Origin of the sequence: Amycolatopsis sp. NPDC004169 (genome assembly GCF_040610315.1) — a bacterium.
In the GTDB taxonomy this organism is placed as follows: domain Bacteria; phylum Actinomycetota; class Actinomycetes; order Mycobacteriales; family Pseudonocardiaceae; genus Amycolatopsis.
The window spans coordinates 268,949-285,315 of the sequence record NZ_JBEXMD010000007.1 but is presented as its reverse complement, the minus strand read 5'-3'; the positions used below and the strand labels follow the sequence as shown (position 1 = coordinate 285,315).

Sequence of the window (16,367 nt, the reverse complement as noted above, 5' to 3'; positions counted from 1 at the left end):
CCGGTATACCCAATCATGCATAGCGGCGACCGGAGAAGCATTGGTCAAGGCCGGATCTCTGCCAAATGATGTGGCCATGTCTTGGACACCCACCGCAGAGAGCCCGCTGGGCGGCCTGACGTCCGCGCTGGCGTCCGGCGGCGTCGAGGTGGTCGACCTGACCGCCGTCCTGTCGCCGTCGACGCCCGTGCTCGACCTCCCCCCGGAGATGGCCCCGATTCCGCGCTTCGAGCTGGAGGAGCTGGCCCGGTACGACGAGCGCGGGCGCACGTCCTACCAGAACGGCATCCACACCGGTGAGCACGTGGGCACCCACTTCGACGCGCCGTGCCACTGGGTCACCGGCGCCGACAAGGGCGACGTCGCCGACGTACCGGTCCGGCGCCTGGCCGCGCCCGCGGTCGTGGTCGACAAGTCCGCCGAGTGCGCCGCCGACCCGGACTTCCTGCTGACGGTCGAGCACCTCGAGGAGTGGCAGCACCACCACGGCCCGCTCCCGGCGGGCGGCTGGCTGCTCTACCGGACCGGCTGGGCCGCGCGCTCGCACGACCAGCAGCTGTTCCTCAACGCCGACGAGAGCGGGCCGCACACGCCCGGCATCACGCCCGAATGCGCCCGCTGGCTGGCCGAGGAGGCACCGATCGCCGGGCTCGGGGTGGAGACGGTCGGGACCGACGCCGGGCAGGCGTTCACCTTCACCCCGCAGTTCCCGGTGCACCACCACCTGCTGGGCGCGGGCAAGTACGGGGTCACCCAGCTGCAGAACCTCGACCGGCTGCCCGTCACCGGCGCCGTCCTGATCGTCGCTCCGCTGCGCATCGCCGGTGGGTCCGGCAGTCCGGCACGGATCCTGGCCCTGGTGGAAAACCTCGTGGAAAACGGAGTAGCCCAGTGACCACACTCGTCCACGAGGCCATCGGCCGGCTGCTCACCGACCTCGGCGTCCGCGCCGTCTTCGGGGTGGTCGGCAGCGGCAACTTCCACTTCACCGACGCGATGGTGCGCGGCGGTGCCCGCTTCGTCGCCGCCCGGCACGAAGGCGGCGCGGCCACCATGGCGGACGCGTACGCCCGGATGTCCGACGAGGTCGCCGTGCTCTCCCTGCACCAGGGCTGCGGCTACACGAACGCCCTCACCGGCATCACCGAGGCCGCGAAGAGCCGGACGCCACTGCTGGTGCTGACCGCCGAAGCCACCGATCCCAAGTCGAACTTCGCGCTCGACCAGGCGGCGATCGCCGTCGGAATCGGGGCGGTCGCCCTCCGCGTCCGGTCTCCCCGGACCGCCCTCGACGACGTGGCGCAGGCCTTCGCGATCTGCCGCAACCAGCGGCGCACGGTCGTCCTCAACGTCCCGCTCGACGTGCAGGACGCGCTCCTGGACGCGGAGGCCCCGCCCCGGGAGTACCGCCGGGTCGTCGAACCGCGGCCCGACGACAGCGAAATAGCTGCGTTCGCCGAGCTGCTGGAACGCGCCGAGCGGCCGGTCTTCGTCGTCGGACGCGGCGGCCGCTCCCCGGGCTCGGGGGAAGCCGTCCGCGAACTGGCCGCCGAGGCGGGCGCGCTCCTGGCCACCTCCGCCGTCTCGCGCGGGATGTTCAACGGCGACGACTGGAACATCGACGTCTCCGGTGGCTTCTCCTCGCCATTGACGGCCGAGCTCATCTCCGGCGCCGACCTGCTGGTGGGCTTCGGCTGCGCGCTGAACATGTGGACCATGCGGCACGGCAGGCTCATCGCGCCGGACGCGACCGTCGTCCAGGTCGACATCGAACCGGGCGCCATCGGCGTGCACCGCGAGGTGGACCTCGGGCTGTGGGGCGGTGTCGCGGGAACGGCCCGGGCCACGGCCGCGTGGCTGCGGGCGAACTCGCCCGGTGGGCGCACGGGCTACCGCACTCCGGACGTGGCCGAGCGGATCCGCTCCGGCCTGCGCTGGAACCAGGTCGCCTTCGAGGACGCGTCGGGGGACGGGCGGGTCGACCCGCGCAGCCTGACCGTCGCGCTCAACGACATCCTGCCCGCCGAGCGGATCGTTTCGGTGGACTCGGGCAACTTCCTCGGCTACCCGAGCATGTACCTCGACGTGCCCGACGAGTACGGGTTCTGCTTCACCCAGGCGTTCCAGTCCGTCGGCCTGGGCCTGGCGACCGCGATCGGGGCCGCGCTGGCGCGGCCCGACCGGCTGCCCGTGGCCGGCTGCGGTGACGGCGGTTTCCTGATGGGCCTGTCGGAGCTCGAAACCGTCGTGCGACTGGGCCTGCCCATGGTGATCGTCGTCTACAACGACGCCATGTACGGCGCCGAGGTGCACCACTTCGGGTCCGGCGCGAGCGGCGTCGACTCGGTGACCTTCCCCGACGTGGACATCGCGGCGCTCGCCCGGGGACACGGGTGCGACGCGCTGACCGTCCGGCGGCCCGAGGACGTGCACGCGGTGAAGGAGTGGCTGTCGGCCGGCCCGGTCCGTCCCTTGGTGCTGGACGCCAAGATCACCTCGGATGGGGGGTCCTGGTGGCTGCAGGAAGCGTTCGGGCACTGAGGCGTCCCAGCGGCGTCTCCGTCATCGGCGCCGGGGAGTCGCCCTACACCCGGCATCCGGCGTCCGGCACGACCACGGACGGCGTGCTCGCCGACGCCGTCCGCCGCGCTCTCGCCGACGCGAACCTCTCGACCTCCGATGTGGACGGTTTCGGTGCGTGCAGTTTCACCCTCGGCCCGGACCACGCCGTCGACCTGGCCTGGCGGCTCGGGCTGCGGCTGCGGTGGCTGATGCAGGACACCAACGGCGGGGCGAGCGCGGGCACGATGCTGCAGCACGCCGTGCGGGCCGTGGAGTCCGGCGACGCCTCGGTCGTGGTGCTCGTGGCCGGCGATCTCATGGACCAGCAGGTGCACCTCAAGATGGTGGCCGAATACAACCGGGCGACCGCCGAGCAGCTGGTGCCGCTCGACATGCTCGGACCGAACGCCCTCTTCGCGCTGCTGACCCAGCGTCAGATGGCGGCCGAAGGGCTCACGCGCACCGACTACGGGCGGCTCGCGGTGGCGCAACGGGCCTGGGCATCGCTCAACCCCGGGGCCGTCTACCGCACGCCGCTGACGCTCGACGACTACCTGAACGCGCCCATGGTCGCCGAACCCCTCGGCCGGTACGACTGCGTCCCGCCGGTCACGGGCGCCGATGCCGTGGTGGTCGCGGCCGACGAACGGGCCGCGGGCACGCGGCGGGCCCGGGTGCTGGCCGTCTCGGCCCGCTACAACACCGATGACCAGACCGGCGACGGACTGGTCACCGGCCTGGCCGCCTGCGCGCCCGAGCTGTGGGAGACCGCCGGCCACGGGCCCGCCGACGTCGACGTGGTCAGCGTGTACGACGACTACCCGGCCATGGCGCTGGCCCAGCTCAAGGATCTCGGCCTGGCCGCCGGGGGCGAGCTGCCTGCCTTCGTCGCCGAGCGGCTCGCCACCCGCGAGCTCGCGGTCAACACCTCGGGCGGACAGCTCTCGGCGGGCCAGCCGGGTTCCGCGGGAGGCATGCACGGACTCGTGGAGGTCGTCCGCCAGCTGCGCGGCCAGGCGGGGGAACGGCAGGTCGATGCCCGGCTCGGCCTGTTCAGCGGATACGGGATGGTGCTCTACCGCTACGGCGCGTGTGCCACCGCCGGGCTCCTGGAGGCAGCCGGATGAGTGTGCTCGTGCAGAACTGCCGGACGTGCGGTGGCCGATGGTTCCCCGCCCGGCTGCTGTGCCCCCGCTGCGGGGGCGACGATCTGGTGCCCGTCGGCGTCGAGCGCGGGGTGGTCGAGCAGCTGACCCACCTCGGCGACGTCGTCATCGCGTCGGTGGCCTGTGATCCCGAACCGCTGCTCGTGGCCAGGCTGCACGGCCCGGTCGAGCCGGGGGACGTCGTGGAGCTCACCGACGACCCCGGCGCGTCCGGCCGTCCCGTCGCCTTCGTCCCGCCGATCAGCCTGCCCCGAGAGGAGTTGTCATGAACCTCAGTCGTGCGAGCGTTCCCGGACTGCTGCGATGGCGCGCGGAGTCCACTCCGGACAGTGTGCTGCTGCGCTGCGGGGACACGCAGCGGACCGCCGCCGAGATGCTGGACCGGGTCGCCGTCACGGGCGGCCTGCTGCGCGAGCACGGGGTGGAACGGGGAGACCGGGTGGCGCTGATGGCGGCCAACCGGGTCGAGCTGCTGGACCTCATCCTGGGCTGCGCGTGGATCGGGGCCGTCGCGGTGCCGATCAACACCGCGGCGCGGGGCGAGCAGCTCCACCACATCCTGAGCAACTCGCAAGCGGAACTGCTGGTGCTGGAACACCCGTTCCTGACCCAGGTGGAGGCGTTGCCGGGCACCGCCGAGCTGCGCCAGATCTGGCTGCTGGACGAGGCTGACGTCGGCTCGGTGCTGCCGGTTCCGGTCGACGTGATCCCGGACGGCGGCCGCGCCGTGGAGCCGGTGGCGGCCGGCCCGGGCGATCCCGCGGTGATCCTCTACACCTCGGGCACCACCGGGGTCTCCAAGGGCGTCGTCTGCCCGCACGCCCAGTTTTACTGGTGGGGCCGCAATGTCACGGCCCAGCTCGGCATCACCTCGGCCGACGTGCTGCACACCTGCCTGCCGCTGTTCCACACGAACGCGCTCAACGCGTTCAGCCAGGCGCTGGTCAGCGGGGCCCAGTACGTCATCGGCCCGCGCTTCTCCGCCTCCGGCTTCTGGTCGGACGTGGCGGCCAGCGGGGCGACCTTCACCTACCTGCTGGGCGCCATGATCAGCATCCTGGCGGGCCGGCCGCCCGGGGAACACGACCGGGCGCACCGGGTGACCGCGGCACTGGCGCCGGCCACCCCCGCCGGGCTGCTGCGGGAGTTCGAGGAGCGGTTCGGCGTCGTCCTCATCGACGGCTACGGCTCGACCGAGACCAACGCCGTGATCTCCGCGAGCCGGACCGAACAGCGGCCGGGATACGTCGGACGCCTCCAGGAGGGGTTCTCCGCCCGGATCGTCGACGAGAACGGCCTCGACGTTCCTCCCGGCACCCCGGGCGAACTGCTGCTGCGCAGCGAGCAGCCCTTCGCCTTCGCCTCCGGCTACCACCGCATGCCCGACGCCACCGTCGCCGCGTGGCAGGACCTGTGGTTTCACACCGGCGACCGGATGGTGATCGAAGCGGACGGGTGGATCAGGTTCGTCGACCGCATCAAGGACGTGATCCGCCGTCGCGGCGAGAACATCTCCTCCGTCGAGGTCGAAAGCGTCCTCGCGCAGCACCCCGGGGTCCGTGACGTCGCGGTGTACGCGGTGGACTCCGAACTCGGCGAGGACGAGGTGATGGCCGCCGTGGTCCCGGTCGAGGGGCAGCAGATCGACTTCGCCGAGCTGGTGTCCTTCTGCGAGCCCCGGCTGGCCTACTACGCGATTCCCCGTTTCGTGGCGCTGTGCCCGGAACTGCCGCTGACCGAAAACGGCAAGGTGCGCAAGACCTTGCTGAGGGAGTGGGGAGCCGACCGCGCCGACTGGGACCGCGAGGCGGCCGGCGTCGTCCTGCGGCGCGACCAGCACACCGCGGGCCCCGTTCCCGGCCCCTGATACCCGCCACCGAACCCGACCACCGTCCTCATCCAGAGGTGACGAGATGAGCCCCACCGCACCGCAGTCCATCCGCAAGGTCGCCATCGCCAGCCTGACCGGAACCGCACTCGAGTGGTACGACTTCTTCCTCTACGGCACCGCTTCCGCCCTGGTGCTCGGCACCCTCTTCTTCCCACACGCCAGCCCCCTCGCCGGCACGCTGGCCTCCTTCGGCACCTTCGCCGTCGGCTTCGCGGCCCGCCCGCTCGGCGGAATCATCTTCGGTCACTTCGGCGACCGGCTGGGCCGCAAACCCATGCTCGTGATCACCCTGATGGTCATGGGCTTCACCACCTTCCTCATCGGCACCCTGCCCACCTACGCGCAGATCGGGGTGTGGGCGCCGGTCCTGCTCATCGTGCTGCGATTGCTCCAGGGCATCGCGGTCGGCGGCGAGTGGGGCGGAAGCGTCCTGATGATCACCGAGCACGCCCCCGCCGGACGCCGCGGCTTCTACTCGGCCTGGAGCCAGGTCGGCATCAACCTCGGCTTCGTCACCTCCGCCGCGGTCTTCGCCGCGGTCCAGACCCTGCCCGAGGAGGCGTTCCTGTCCTGGGGCTGGCGGTTGCCGTTCCTCCTCGGCGCCGTGCCCGCGCTGGTCGGTCTCGTCATCCGCCTGAAGATCGAGGAGACACCGGAGTTCCGGAGCGTCCAGCACAAGGGCGGCAAGCAACGGCTGCCGATCCTGCACGCCCTGCGCACCCATCCGCGGACCATCCTGATCACGATGGGCGCCCGCCTGGCGGAGAACGGCTCGTCGTACGTCTTCCTGGTCTTCTCCCTCGCCTACGGCAAGCACATCGGGGTCGGCAACGGCCTGCTGCTGACCGGGATCATCGTCGCGAACGTCGTGGAAGCCGCCTCGATGGTGGGCTTCGGTGCCCTGTCCGACCGCATCGGCCGCCGCCCGGTCTACATGGCCGGAGCGGCGACCCTGATCGTGTTTGCGTTCCCGTTCTTCTGGCTGCTGGACACCGGAACTCCCGCGCTCGTCTGGCTCGCCTTCACGATCGCCATCGGCATCGGCCACGGAGCGATGATCGGCACCCAGCCGAGTTTCTTCACCGAGCTGTTCGGCAAGACATCGCGTTACAGCGCCATCGCACTGGGACATGAGTTCGCCTCGGTGTTCGCGGGCGGCCTGTCACCGCTCATCGCGACCGCGCTGCTGGCGGCCACCGGTGCTTCCTGGCCCATCTCGCTGTACCTCGTGCTTCTCGGCTGTATCACGCTTGTCTCGGTGTATTTCGCGCGCGAGACGGTGCAACGCGACGCCGTGCCTGCGCCGGAGCTGAAGCTGCCGCCCGCCGGAGTGCGGGAATAGCGGCTTACCCCGGTGTGCCGCACGGTCGTCGGTCACCTCCGGGTGGCCGACGACCGTGCGGTTGCGACCGATTTCGCTGGTAGCGCAACCGATTCCCGGTACGCCGTCGCAGACGTTACGGTGACCACATGCGTTCACCGATCACGGGCACGGCCGCCGGCGTGCCGTTCACCGCTCTGCCGCCGGCCGCCGACGGCCCTGCGCCGCTGATCGTCACTTGGCACATGCTCGACGCGCCGCGGTCGGACGCTGCGTTCGCTGCCGCGGTGCCGATGAACGGCCTGCCCGCGTGGCGGGTGCACCTCGGATTGCCGATGTGCGGCGCGCGCATGGTCGGTGGCAGCATGGACGCGGGTTTGGAGCTGCTCCGCAAGGACGTCTTGATGGCCGCTCTGTACCCCATCCTCGTGCAGGCGACCGAGGAGTTCCCGGCCGCGCTGGAGTCGATCCGTGCGCAGCTGCCGGTCGATGACGGCCCGATCGGCGTGCTCGGTGGCTCACTGGGTGGGGCCGTCGCACTGCGGATCCTCGCCGGCACAGGCATCCCGGTCTTCGCGGGCGCCGTCGTGAACGCCGCCATCCGGATGCGGTCCGCCGTCGGCCTGTTCCCGGGCGACTATCCCTATGACACCGAGTCCGAGAAGGTCGTCGACAGCCTGGACTTCGTTGCCCGGGCTGGTACCGTCGCCGGTCGCGCGCCGCTGCTGGTCATCAGTGGCGAGCGGGATCACCCGACGCTGCGCGCCGATGCGTTCGATCTCGTCAACGCTGTAGGGGAGGGGGCCGAACTGCTGTCGATCCGCGAGCTGGCCCACCCGCTCGCGGACGAGCCCGGCATCGAGCCCGCACCCCAGCTGCCGCAGGCTCGCGAGGTGGACGCCGGCTTGACCACGTGGTTCCGACGCCACCTCGCGGATGCAGGCTAGGCGACTTGCTTGGTTACGACTTTCGCGCCTGACCGGGAGCTTCGCCTCGGGTGGGTCCACGAACTTCACTTCGAGCTCGGCGATCCGCCGATCGTCGAAGCGCGTGTTCGAGCGACGGCGGTGAGCCTCGGCGTCAGAACCGGGAATTGAAGACGTGGTCGACGGCGGCGTGCAGTGTCTCGGTTTCGGTGGCCAGGATCGATTCGTCGGAGGGCAGGGCTCTCGCGATCGACAGTCCGTTGAGGACGGTCATGAGAAACCTGGCGCGCCTGCCGTTGTCCCCGTCGGCGAGGGCGCCTTCGTCCCGCAGGACGGTCAGCCAGTACTCGACCCGGCGTTGCCCTTCCCGCTCGATCGCGAGATAGGCCGCCCGGCTCTCGTCGGTCGGCTCGGGCTCGATGTAGGACTTGAAGATCTCGCTCCAGCTCGCTCGCGCTTGCGCGCCCACGCCGGCGAGAGCGAGCACCTGCCGGAGGCAATCGATCAGCCGGTCCCGTGCGGGCGCCGAACGGTCGTGGCGCCGGACCTCACTGACACAGTGTGTTAGAAGCCTCGCCCGGCATTGGACGTGAACCCATGGACCGCCTCCGCAGGCCGTTTCGGATCATCCGCGGCGACCTCCGCGCGTACTTCCTCGTCAACGTATTCCCGACCGCGTTGCTGCTCATCACCCTGCCGTCGTTGGCGGTGCCCTTCGCCGGACTCGCGGTCTTCGCGGTCAAGACCATCGACCTGGGCATCACCCTCGCCCCCGTGGACGCGATCTCGCGCCTGACCCTCATCCCGCACTCGGTCACGCTGCTCATCGAGTTCCAGCCTTATACGCTCGTGATGTTCGGCGCGTACCTGCTGGGCAGGTCCTGGCTCCGGCCCGCGACAGCCGACGCCACCACGCGCCGGCAGGCCTACGCGCACGGTTTGCGCCGGCTTGCCTGGCTTTGGCTTCCGGCGCCCGCGCTGTTCGTCATCGGTGCGGTGTACGAGGCGATCGAGATCTACTTCCTCGTGCCGCTGGTGCTCGGAACCTGATCGCTGGTTCTTCCGTGGCGCCAGGTCATCGAGGTGGCCAGGCTTCGCGGCGGTGGAGATCAACCGCCGGGGCGAAGGTGAACCCGGAGCCGTCGCGGGCGACGCGGCCGGCGGAAGGAGCGGCGAAGTGCGCGGGGATCATCGCGGTTCCGGTATCCGCCAGCCAGTCCAGGGTCCGCCTGCGGGTACTCGCCGAAAGCTCCGGGTCGACGCAGTACCGGGTGCTGGCGTCCGGGTCCATCAGCTGGAGCGGGTGGTGCAGGATGTCGCCGGTGAGCAGCAGCCGGGCCCGGGAGCCGGTGACCAGGACCGCCGTGTTGCCCGGGGTGTGACCTGGTGCCGGCCACAGCCGTACATGGGTGCCGAGCGAGGCGTCCGGAGGCGTCAGGTCCAGCAGTCCCGCCTCGGCGACCGGTTCGATGCTGTCGGCCAGGTAGTCGCCGGTCCGGGTCATCGCCGCGGCGCCCGCCGGGGAGCGCCAGTAGTCGTACTCCGGTGCGGTCAGGACGTGCCGGGCCTTCGGGAAGGCCGGTCGCCAGTGCCCGTCCGACCACCGCGTCGCCCAGCCGACGTGGTCCACGTGCAGGTGGCTGAAGACCACAGTGGACACATCGCCGGCGGACAGCCCGGTCGCCGCGAACCGGTGCCACCAGCCGCTGTCCATGCGGTCGAACTCCGGCCTGGCCCGGTGTTTCCCGTCGCCGACGCAGGCGTCGACGAGGATCCGCTCGTGCGGGGTGACGACCAGGAACGCCTGCATGGTGAAGACCAGCCGCCCCGGCTCGGACCACGGCTCCCCGGCCGCCCAGCCGGAGAGGGCGTGCCCGGGGAAGAACTCCGCCGGATCGATGAGCAGCCGCGGGGTCTCCACGATCGGCACCACCGCGACGTCACCGAGATCGAACCAGCCGCTCATCGCCCCGCCACGACCTCGGCCTCGACGGCCGCGCGGGGCAGTCGCCACAGCACCGCCGCGCTCACGGCCGCCGCCACCACCGGAATCGCGGTCAGCAACACGATGTCTTCGCCGGGGAGCGAGAGCGCGAGCAGCACACCCGCCGTGGCCGGGCCCACGATCGAGCCGACCCGGCCCAGGGCCGCGGCCCAGCCCACTCCGGCGGTCCTGGTGGCCGGCGAGTACATCGCCACCGCGAGGGTCAGCTGACCGATCTGGCTGGCCGTGACGCCCGCACCGGAACCGGCGAGGGCGAGCAGCAGCGCGGTGTGGTCCGTCCCGACCGTGGCCGCGACGACCATCGACACCGGCCCGATCGCCGGCATCACCATCAACGCGAACGTGATTCCCTTGCGGGCGGCCAGCAAGAGGAGCACGACGCCGCCGATGACGCCGCCGAAGCTGAGGAAGGCGAGGCCGATCGGAGCCTGCGCGGCGGAGAAGCCGTACCCGGTCAGCAAAGTGGGCACCCAGGACTGGAGCGTGTAGCTGGCGATGAAGACCAGGAAGGCGAAGGTCCAGAGCAGCAGGGTGGCGGCGCGCAGGCCAGGGGCGAACAGCGCTCCGACCCGCGCTGCGGACGCGGACGCGGCCGAGGACTCAGGCGCGGCGGGAAGCCACCGGCCCATCACCACGGCCAGCAGCAGCGGCAGCCCGCCGCCGATCCAGAACACCCCGGTGGCCCCGACCGACGCCAGCAGGCTGCCGCCGAACACCCCGGCGACCGTGCCGCCGAAGGCGAGTCCGAGGGTGACCGTGACGGAGACCGTCTGCCGCTGCCCGTCCGGGTGGTGCGCGGTGGCGATGGAGACGGCGCCGGGCAGCACCACGCCGAGTCCGAGGCCGGTGCCGAGCCGGACCGCGCTCAGAGCGGCCAGGGACTGCAGGGGAAGCACCAGGGCGGTGGCCAGCGAGCCCGCGGCGAACAGCACGGTCCCGGCGATCAGCATCCGCCGCAGGCCCAGCCGCACCGCGAGCCGGCCCGAGGCGAGGTAGCCGAGCACCACGCCGATGTTGGTCAGCACCACCGCCGGGGTGAACGCGGCCGAGGCGACGCCCCACTGCCGCGCCAGAGAGGGCAGGACGAAGGAGAGCGACGCGGAGTCGAAGCCGTCGAGCAGCACCGCGAGGAAGGCCAGGCCCACCACGCCGAAGCGCATCCCGCGAAAACCTCGCCCGGTCATCGAGAGCCTCCGAACACGACTTGGTGCGCGGCTTCGAACAGCTCCGATTTCGGGTCGGCGAAGGCGGTGGCGGTGCCGATGTGGTCGGTCCCGGTCAGCGTGACGACCACCGGCGGCCGGCCCGCGTCGGCCAGGGCGCGGGCGAGCAGCCGTCCCTGGCGGGTCAGCCAGCGGTCGTCGTCCGCCTTGCGGTTGGGTTCCGGATCCCCGAAGGAGATCACCACCCGCTCGGGGGCGCGGCTCACCCGCAGTGCGGGGCTGAGCCGGCGGGCCTGCGCCGGGTCGTCGACGATGTCCCGCAAATCGGTGGGCGCACTCATGCACACGGTGCCCGCCACCGGGCCGGGGGCGCTGTCGGTCAGCGTGACCATCGCGGCGAGATGACCGCCCGCGGAATGCCCGGCCACGGTGATGCGGTCCGGGTCGCCCCCGTACCGGGTGGCGTTCGCGCGGGCCCACTCCACCGCCGCAGCGGCGTCCGCGACGGCGTCGGCGATGGTGTGGCGCGGTTCGAGCCGGTAGCCGAAGGACAGGAAGACCGCGCCGGCGTCCACCCAGGGGCCGGCGAGGTGGTCGTAGTAGGCCGGATGGCCTTCGCGCCAGCGGCCGCCGTGGAAGTACACGATGACCGGACGGCCGCCGGATCCGGAGTGGTAGACGTTTACGAGCTGGTGGGCATCGGGTCCGTACTTCAGATCGACCTCATGGGGCACCCGTGCGCGCAGTTCCTCCCGGGCGCGTGCGGCTTGCCGATAGAAGCCCGGCCAGTCAGGGTGGTAGTCCTCCGGGTGCCGGCAGGTGAAGAACTCACTGGTGTCCGCCGGACGGACGGCATGACCTGCGGCCATTGGTCCTCCTCGTCGTCGCCCGGCGCCCTGGCGGCTCCGGTCGTGCAGTGATCCTCACCAGCCCCGCGGCACCTCGGGTAATGCCTAGTTCGTCAGCATCTATCGCCATCCGGTCATACCGAAGGCTATGCCCATTCGGCTATAACCCAGCCCTGGATCAGCATTGGACGGGCATGGAAAGGCGACCGTACGGTGCCCTCATGAGTGCCGATCCGCCCACCGAGGTCGTTCAGCTCCGGAACTTCGTCGACGGAAGCTTCGTCGACGGCGCGGACACGTTCGACAAGATCAGCCCGGTCGACGGGGCCTGCGTCGCCGTGGTGCACGAGGCCGGGCGGGAGACGGTGGACGCCGCCGTCCGCGCCGCGCGCCGGGCCTTCGACGGCCGCTGGGGCCTCAGCACCGATCGCGACCGAGCCGCCTTGCTGAGGCGGATCGCCGACGGGATCGAGGCGCGGTTCGAAGAGTTCGTGACCGCCGAGATCCGCGACACCGGCAAACCGGTGGCGCTGGCCCGCGAACTGGACGTGTCCCGGGCGGCGGCGAACTTCCGGTCCTTCGCCGACACGATTTCCTCGGCCGGTCTCGATTCCTACCTGACCGACACGGGCGAGGGCCGCAGTGCCCTCAACTACGCGGTGCGCCGTCCGCTCGGCGTCGTGGCCGTCATCGTGCCCTGGAACCTCCCGCTGCTGCTGCTCACCTGGAAGGTCGCCCCGGCGCTCGCTTGTGGCAACGCCGTGGTCGTCAAGCCGTCCGAGGAGACGCCGTCGACGGCGACCCTGCTGGCGGAGGTCATCGCCGGAGCGGGCGCGCCGAATGGTGTGTATAACGTCGTTCACGGCTTCGGCCCGGGCTCGGCGGGGGAGTTCCTCACCCAGCACCCGGGCATCGACGGGGTCACCTTCACCGGTGAGTCCTCGACGGGGGCGACGATCATGAAGGCGGTCGCGCCGCGCGTGGTGCCCGTCTCCTTCGAACTGGGCGGCAAGAACGCGGCCGTCGTCTTCGACGACTCCCCGGTGGAGCGGACCCTCGACGGGCTGACCCGGTCGCTGTTCCTGAACACCGGCCAGGTCTGCCTGTGCACCGAGCGGGTCTACGTCCAGCGCGGTCTCTTCGACGAGCTCGCGGCCGGGATCGCCGAGCGGGCCCGGAAACTGCGCCTCGGCCGCCCGCGCGACCCCGGCACGACGACCGGCCCGCTGATCTCCCGGGGCCACCGGGCCAAGGTGCTGTCGTACCTCGACCTCGCCGTCGAGGAAGGCGCCGAAGTCCTCGCCGGGGGCGGTATTCCCGATCTCGGCGAGGACCTGGCGGGCGGCGCCTGGATCGAACCGACGGTGTGGACCGGCCTGGACAACTCCTGTCGTACCGTGCGCGAGGAAGTCTTCGGTCCGGTAGCCGCGCTGATCCCCTTCGACACCGAAGAGGAGGCGATCGGCCTGGCGAACGACACCGAATACGGGCTGGCCGCCTCGGTGTGGACCAGCGATCTGACCCGGGCCCACCGGGTGGCGCAGGCGATGGACGTCGGCCTCTCCTGGGTGAACACCTGGTACCTGCGCGACCTGCGCGCCCCCTTCGGCGGGACGGGCCGCTCCGGCATCGGGCGCGAGGGCGGGAAGCACTCGCTGCACTTCTACACCGAGACGACGAATGTGTGCGTGGCCCTGTGACCGGAACGACTCTCTCCCGGTACGCCTCGGCGCTCGACGAGGCCGTCACCTCCAAGCGGGCCACCGCGCAGCTCGGCGCTCTCACCCTGGACGACGCCTACCGCGTGCAGGCACTCGGATCCGAGCTGCGGACGGCCCGTGGTGACCGCCTCGTCGGGGTGAAGCTCGGGTTCACCAGCAAGGCCAAGGCACGGCAGATGGGCGTCTCCGACGTCATCTTCGGCCGGCTGCACGCGCGCGGCGAGTACCCCGACGGTGGCACCATCGCCCTGGCGGACTTCATCCACCCGCGCGTCGAACCGGAGGTGGCCTTCCGGCTCGGTGCGCGGTTCGACGCGCGCGCCTCGGCCGACCCCGAGGCCGAACTGCGGGCCGCCGTCGACGCGGTCGCCCCCGGGCTGGAGATCATCGACAGCCGCTACGCGAACTTCCGGTTCTCCCTCACCGACGTCGTCGCCGACAACACCTCGGCGGCCGGGTTCGTCACCGGAGCCTGGCAGCCTGCCGATCTCACCGCCACCGGCGTCCGCTTCGACGACCGGCCGGTGACCCTGGAGATCGACGGCGCGGTCGCGGCGACCGGGAACACCAGCGACATCCTCGGTGACCCGGTGCTCGCCCTCCCGGCGATCGCTCGCATGGCCGCCGCCCAGGGAGTGGTCCTGCCTGCCGGTTCCGTGCTGCTGGCCGGCGCGGCTACCGCCGCGGTCGCCCTCCCGGGCGGAGTCACGGTCCGCGCGACCGTCGCGGGTCTCGGCTCCGTCCGCATCACCACCACCGGCACCCCCGCGGAGGAACGATGACCGACGAGTCCGTCGTGGTCGAAGGAAAAGCCACCCCCCGCGGCCGGTTCCCGCACGTCAAGGTCGCCGGTGACCTGGTGTTCGTCTCCGGGACCAGCAGCCGCCGCCCCGACAACACCTTCGCCGGGGCCACCGCCGACGCGATGGGGGTGACCGACCTCGACATCGAGGCGCAGACCCGGGCGGTGCTCGAGAACATCCGCGACGTCCTCGCCGCCGTGGACTGCACGCTCGACGACTTGGTCCAGGTCACCTCCTACCTCGTCAGCATGAACGACTTCGGCGGCTACAACCGCGTGTGGGCCGAGTACTTCGACACCTCCGGCCCCACGCGGACCACCGTCGCGGTCCACCAGCTGCCCCACCCGCACCTGCTCATCGAGATCCAGGCCGTCGCCGTGCGCCGGCCCGGCCGCACCGCCAAGGAGAACTCATGACGTCGTCCCTGCCTCCGGTCTTCAACTTCCCGAAGTGGCTCGCCGAGCACGAGCACCTGCTGAAGCCGCCGGTCAACAACAAGGCGATGTGGGACACCAGCGGCGACTTCATCGTGCAGATCGTCGGCGGGCCCAACCAGCGGCTCGACTTCCACTTCGAGCCGTTCGAGGAGTACTTCTACCAGGTCAAGGGCAACATGCACGTCAACGTGATCACCGAGGACGGTCCGCAGCGGGTGGACATCGGCGAAGGTGACATGTGGCTGCTGCCCGGCAACACCTGGCACTCGCCGCAGCGTCCCGAGGAAGGATCCATCGGCATCGTCGTGGAGCGCGTCCGCCCCGAAGGGACGACGGAGCAGTTCGGCTGGTTCTGCCTCGAGTGCGGCACGAAGGTGCATTCGGTGGAGCTGCAGGTGCGGGACATCGTCGCCGACCTGCCGCCGGTGTTCGAGACCTTCCACGCGTCCGTCGAGCAGCGTACGTGCGGGAACTGCGGCGCGCTGCACCCCGGCAAGGGCTGACGCCGGTGTCCGACGTCATCGACGTGCACACCCACTACGTCCCGGCCGGCTGGCCGGACCTCGGCCCCGGCCAGCCGTGGCTGCGGGTGGAGTCCGAACGCCAGGCGATGATCATGGTGGGGGAGACCGAGTTCCGGGCCGTCGATTCGTCCTGCTGGGACGCGTCGGCCCGGCTGGCCGACATGGCGGCCGACGGGGTGCGGGCGCAGGTCGTCTCACCGACCCCGCTGTTCTTCGGGTACGACCTGAGCGGTGCCGAGGCGGTCAAGGTCTGCCGGATCTTCAACGATCTCGCCCTGGAGATCTGCGCGCCCGACCGGGAGCGCTTCATCCCGTTCGCCCAGGTGCCGTTGCAGGACCCCGACGCGGCATGCCGCGAACTCGACCGCTGCCTGGACGCCGGGCACGCCGGCGTGGAGATCGGCAACCACGTCGGCGACCAGGACCTCGACTCGGAAGGCGTCGTCACCTTCCTGCAGCACGCGGCCTCGCGCGGCGCGCCGGTCTTCGTGCACCCCTGGGACATGCCCACCTCCCCGCGGCTGGACCGCTGGATGGCGCGGTGGCTGACCGGGATGCCGGCGGAAACCCACCTCTCCGTGCTAGCCATGATCCTCGGCGGGGTGTTCGACCGGGTGCCGGACGCGCTGCGGATCTGCTTCGCGCACGGCGGCGGGTCGTTCGCGTTCTGGCTGGGGCGCCTGGAGAACGCCTGGCACCGCCGCCCGGACCTCATCGCCACCTCGCAGCGGCCGCCCTCGGCCTACGTCGGCCGGTTCAGCGTGGACAGCGTCGTCTTCGACCCCGTGGCGCTGCGCACGCTGGTCGACACCCTCGGCGCGGACCACGTGATGCTGGGCAGCGACTACCCCTACCCGCTGGGCGAACGGCCCGTCGGCCAGGTGCTCCGGAAGGCCGACTTCCTCAGCGCCGCGGAGCGCGAGGCGATCGCCGGCGGCAACGCGCTGCGCTGGGTCGGGCGCGTGCCCGCCGAGCGCTGACCTGCCCGGCGTCACCAGCG

General features: G+C 71.3%; 17 protein-coding genes. 13 read left to right on the top strand and 4 right to left on the bottom strand.

Going from position 1 to position 16,367, the window contains the following annotated elements:
* Nucleotides 1-76 precede the first annotated feature (76 nt).
* The 7 genes from ABZX11_RS12530 (at nucleotide 77) to ABZX11_RS12500 (ending at nucleotide 7,887) form a co-directional block, all read left to right on the top strand.
* On the top strand, nucleotides 77-895 hold the full coding sequence (locus ABZX11_RS12530; RefSeq protein WP_354912620.1) for a cyclase family protein: 819 nt from the start codon (nucleotides 77-79) through the stop codon (nucleotides 893-895).
* Nucleotides 892-2,541, top strand: a complete 1,650-nt coding sequence (locus ABZX11_RS12525) for a thiamine pyrophosphate-binding protein (RefSeq protein WP_354912618.1) — start codon at nucleotides 892-894, stop codon at nucleotides 2,539-2,541. Before ABZX11_RS12530 ends, ABZX11_RS12525 begins: the two co-directional genes overlap by 4 nt.
* Entirely contained in the window at nucleotides 2,514-3,689 is a 1,176-nt protein-coding gene (locus ABZX11_RS12520; RefSeq protein WP_354912616.1) for a thiolase family protein, read from the top strand. Before ABZX11_RS12525 ends, ABZX11_RS12520 begins: the two co-directional genes overlap by 28 nt.
* Nucleotides 3,686-3,997, top strand: coding sequence for a zinc ribbon domain-containing protein (locus ABZX11_RS12515; RefSeq protein ID WP_354912614.1), 312 nt, complete (start codon nucleotides 3,686-3,688; stop codon nucleotides 3,995-3,997). The genes ABZX11_RS12520 and ABZX11_RS12515 overlap by 4 nt, the downstream gene beginning before the upstream one ends.
* Nucleotides 3,994-5,595, top strand: a complete 1,602-nt coding sequence (locus ABZX11_RS12510; RefSeq protein ID WP_354912612.1) for an ATP-dependent acyl-CoA ligase — start codon at nucleotides 3,994-3,996, stop codon at nucleotides 5,593-5,595. Before ABZX11_RS12515 ends, ABZX11_RS12510 begins: the two co-directional genes overlap by 4 nt.
* A gap of 46 nt (nucleotides 5,596-5,641) precedes the next feature.
* A complete protein-coding gene (locus ABZX11_RS12505; protein WP_354912610.1) occupies nucleotides 5,642-6,961 on the top strand; it encodes an MFS transporter in 1,320 nt (439 codons plus the stop codon).
* A 128-nt stretch (nucleotides 6,962-7,089) separates the two neighbouring features.
* Complete coding sequence (locus ABZX11_RS12500; protein ID WP_354912608.1) at nucleotides 7,090-7,887, top strand: alpha/beta hydrolase; 798 nt, start codon at nucleotides 7,090-7,092, stop codon at nucleotides 7,885-7,887.
* A 133-nt stretch (nucleotides 7,888-8,020) separates the two neighbouring features.
* Here the strand turns inward: ABZX11_RS12500 and ABZX11_RS12495 are convergent, their stop codons facing one another.
* Entirely contained in the window at nucleotides 8,021-8,353 is a 333-nt protein-coding gene (locus tag ABZX11_RS12495; protein ID WP_354912606.1) for a hypothetical protein, read from the bottom strand.
* A 110-nt stretch (nucleotides 8,354-8,463) separates the two neighbouring features.
* Here ABZX11_RS12495 and ABZX11_RS12490 point away from each other — a divergent pair, with 110 nt between their 5' ends.
* Nucleotides 8,464-8,916 (top strand): hypothetical protein, encoded by a 453-nt coding sequence (locus ABZX11_RS12490; RefSeq protein ID WP_354912604.1) that lies wholly within the window; start codon nucleotides 8,464-8,466, stop codon nucleotides 8,914-8,916.
* A 25-nt stretch (nucleotides 8,917-8,941) separates the two neighbouring features.
* On the opposite strand, the gene ABZX11_RS12485 is transcribed toward ABZX11_RS12490, so the two are convergent.
* Genes ABZX11_RS12485 through ABZX11_RS12475 form a run of 3 tightly spaced genes read right to left on the bottom strand, consistent with a single transcriptional unit; the run spans nucleotide 8,942 to nucleotide 11,903 of the window.
* Nucleotides 8,942-9,832, bottom strand: a complete 891-nt coding sequence (locus ABZX11_RS12485) for an MBL fold metallo-hydrolase (RefSeq protein WP_354912602.1) — start codon at nucleotides 9,830-9,832, stop codon at nucleotides 8,942-8,944.
* Complete coding sequence (locus ABZX11_RS12480; RefSeq protein WP_354912600.1) at nucleotides 9,829-11,031, bottom strand: MFS transporter; 1,203 nt, start codon at nucleotides 11,029-11,031, stop codon at nucleotides 9,829-9,831. The genes ABZX11_RS12485 and ABZX11_RS12480 overlap by 4 nt, the downstream gene beginning before the upstream one ends.
* Nucleotides 11,032-11,051: 20 nt before the next feature.
* On the bottom strand, nucleotides 11,052-11,903 hold the full coding sequence (locus tag ABZX11_RS12475; RefSeq protein WP_354912598.1) for an alpha/beta hydrolase: 852 nt from the start codon (nucleotides 11,901-11,903) through the stop codon (nucleotides 11,052-11,054).
* 200 nt (nucleotides 11,904-12,103) lie between these two features.
* Here ABZX11_RS12475 and ABZX11_RS12470 point away from each other — a divergent pair, with 200 nt between their 5' ends.
* From ABZX11_RS12470 to ABZX11_RS12450, 5 genes are read left to right on the top strand one after another with little or no spacing between them, the layout of a single operon-like run.
* On the top strand, nucleotides 12,104-13,582 hold the full coding sequence (locus ABZX11_RS12470; RefSeq protein WP_354912596.1) for a 2-hydroxymuconic semialdehyde dehydrogenase: 1,479 nt from the start codon (nucleotides 12,104-12,106) through the stop codon (nucleotides 13,580-13,582).
* Nucleotides 13,579-14,385: a fumarylacetoacetate hydrolase family protein gene (locus ABZX11_RS12465; RefSeq protein ID WP_354912594.1), complete on the top strand. Its 807-nt coding sequence runs from the start codon at nucleotides 13,579-13,581 to the stop codon at nucleotides 14,383-14,385. The genes ABZX11_RS12470 and ABZX11_RS12465 overlap by 4 nt, the downstream gene beginning before the upstream one ends.
* Nucleotides 14,382-14,822 carry a RidA family protein gene (locus ABZX11_RS12460; protein ID WP_354912592.1) on the top strand — a complete coding sequence of 147 codons (441 nt, stop codon included), beginning with the start codon at nucleotides 14,382-14,384 and terminating at the stop codon, nucleotides 14,820-14,822. Before ABZX11_RS12465 ends, ABZX11_RS12460 begins: the two co-directional genes overlap by 4 nt.
* A complete protein-coding gene (locus tag ABZX11_RS12455) occupies nucleotides 14,819-15,346 on the top strand; it encodes a 3-hydroxyanthranilate 3,4-dioxygenase (RefSeq protein ID WP_354912590.1) in 528 nt (175 codons plus the stop codon). The genes ABZX11_RS12460 and ABZX11_RS12455 overlap by 4 nt, the downstream gene beginning before the upstream one ends.
* Complete coding sequence (locus tag ABZX11_RS12450) at nucleotides 15,307-16,347, top strand: amidohydrolase family protein (RefSeq protein ID WP_354912588.1); 1,041 nt, start codon at nucleotides 15,307-15,309, stop codon at nucleotides 16,345-16,347. Before ABZX11_RS12455 ends, ABZX11_RS12450 begins: the two co-directional genes overlap by 40 nt.
* The last annotated feature ends 20 nt before the right edge of the window (nucleotides 16,348-16,367 follow it).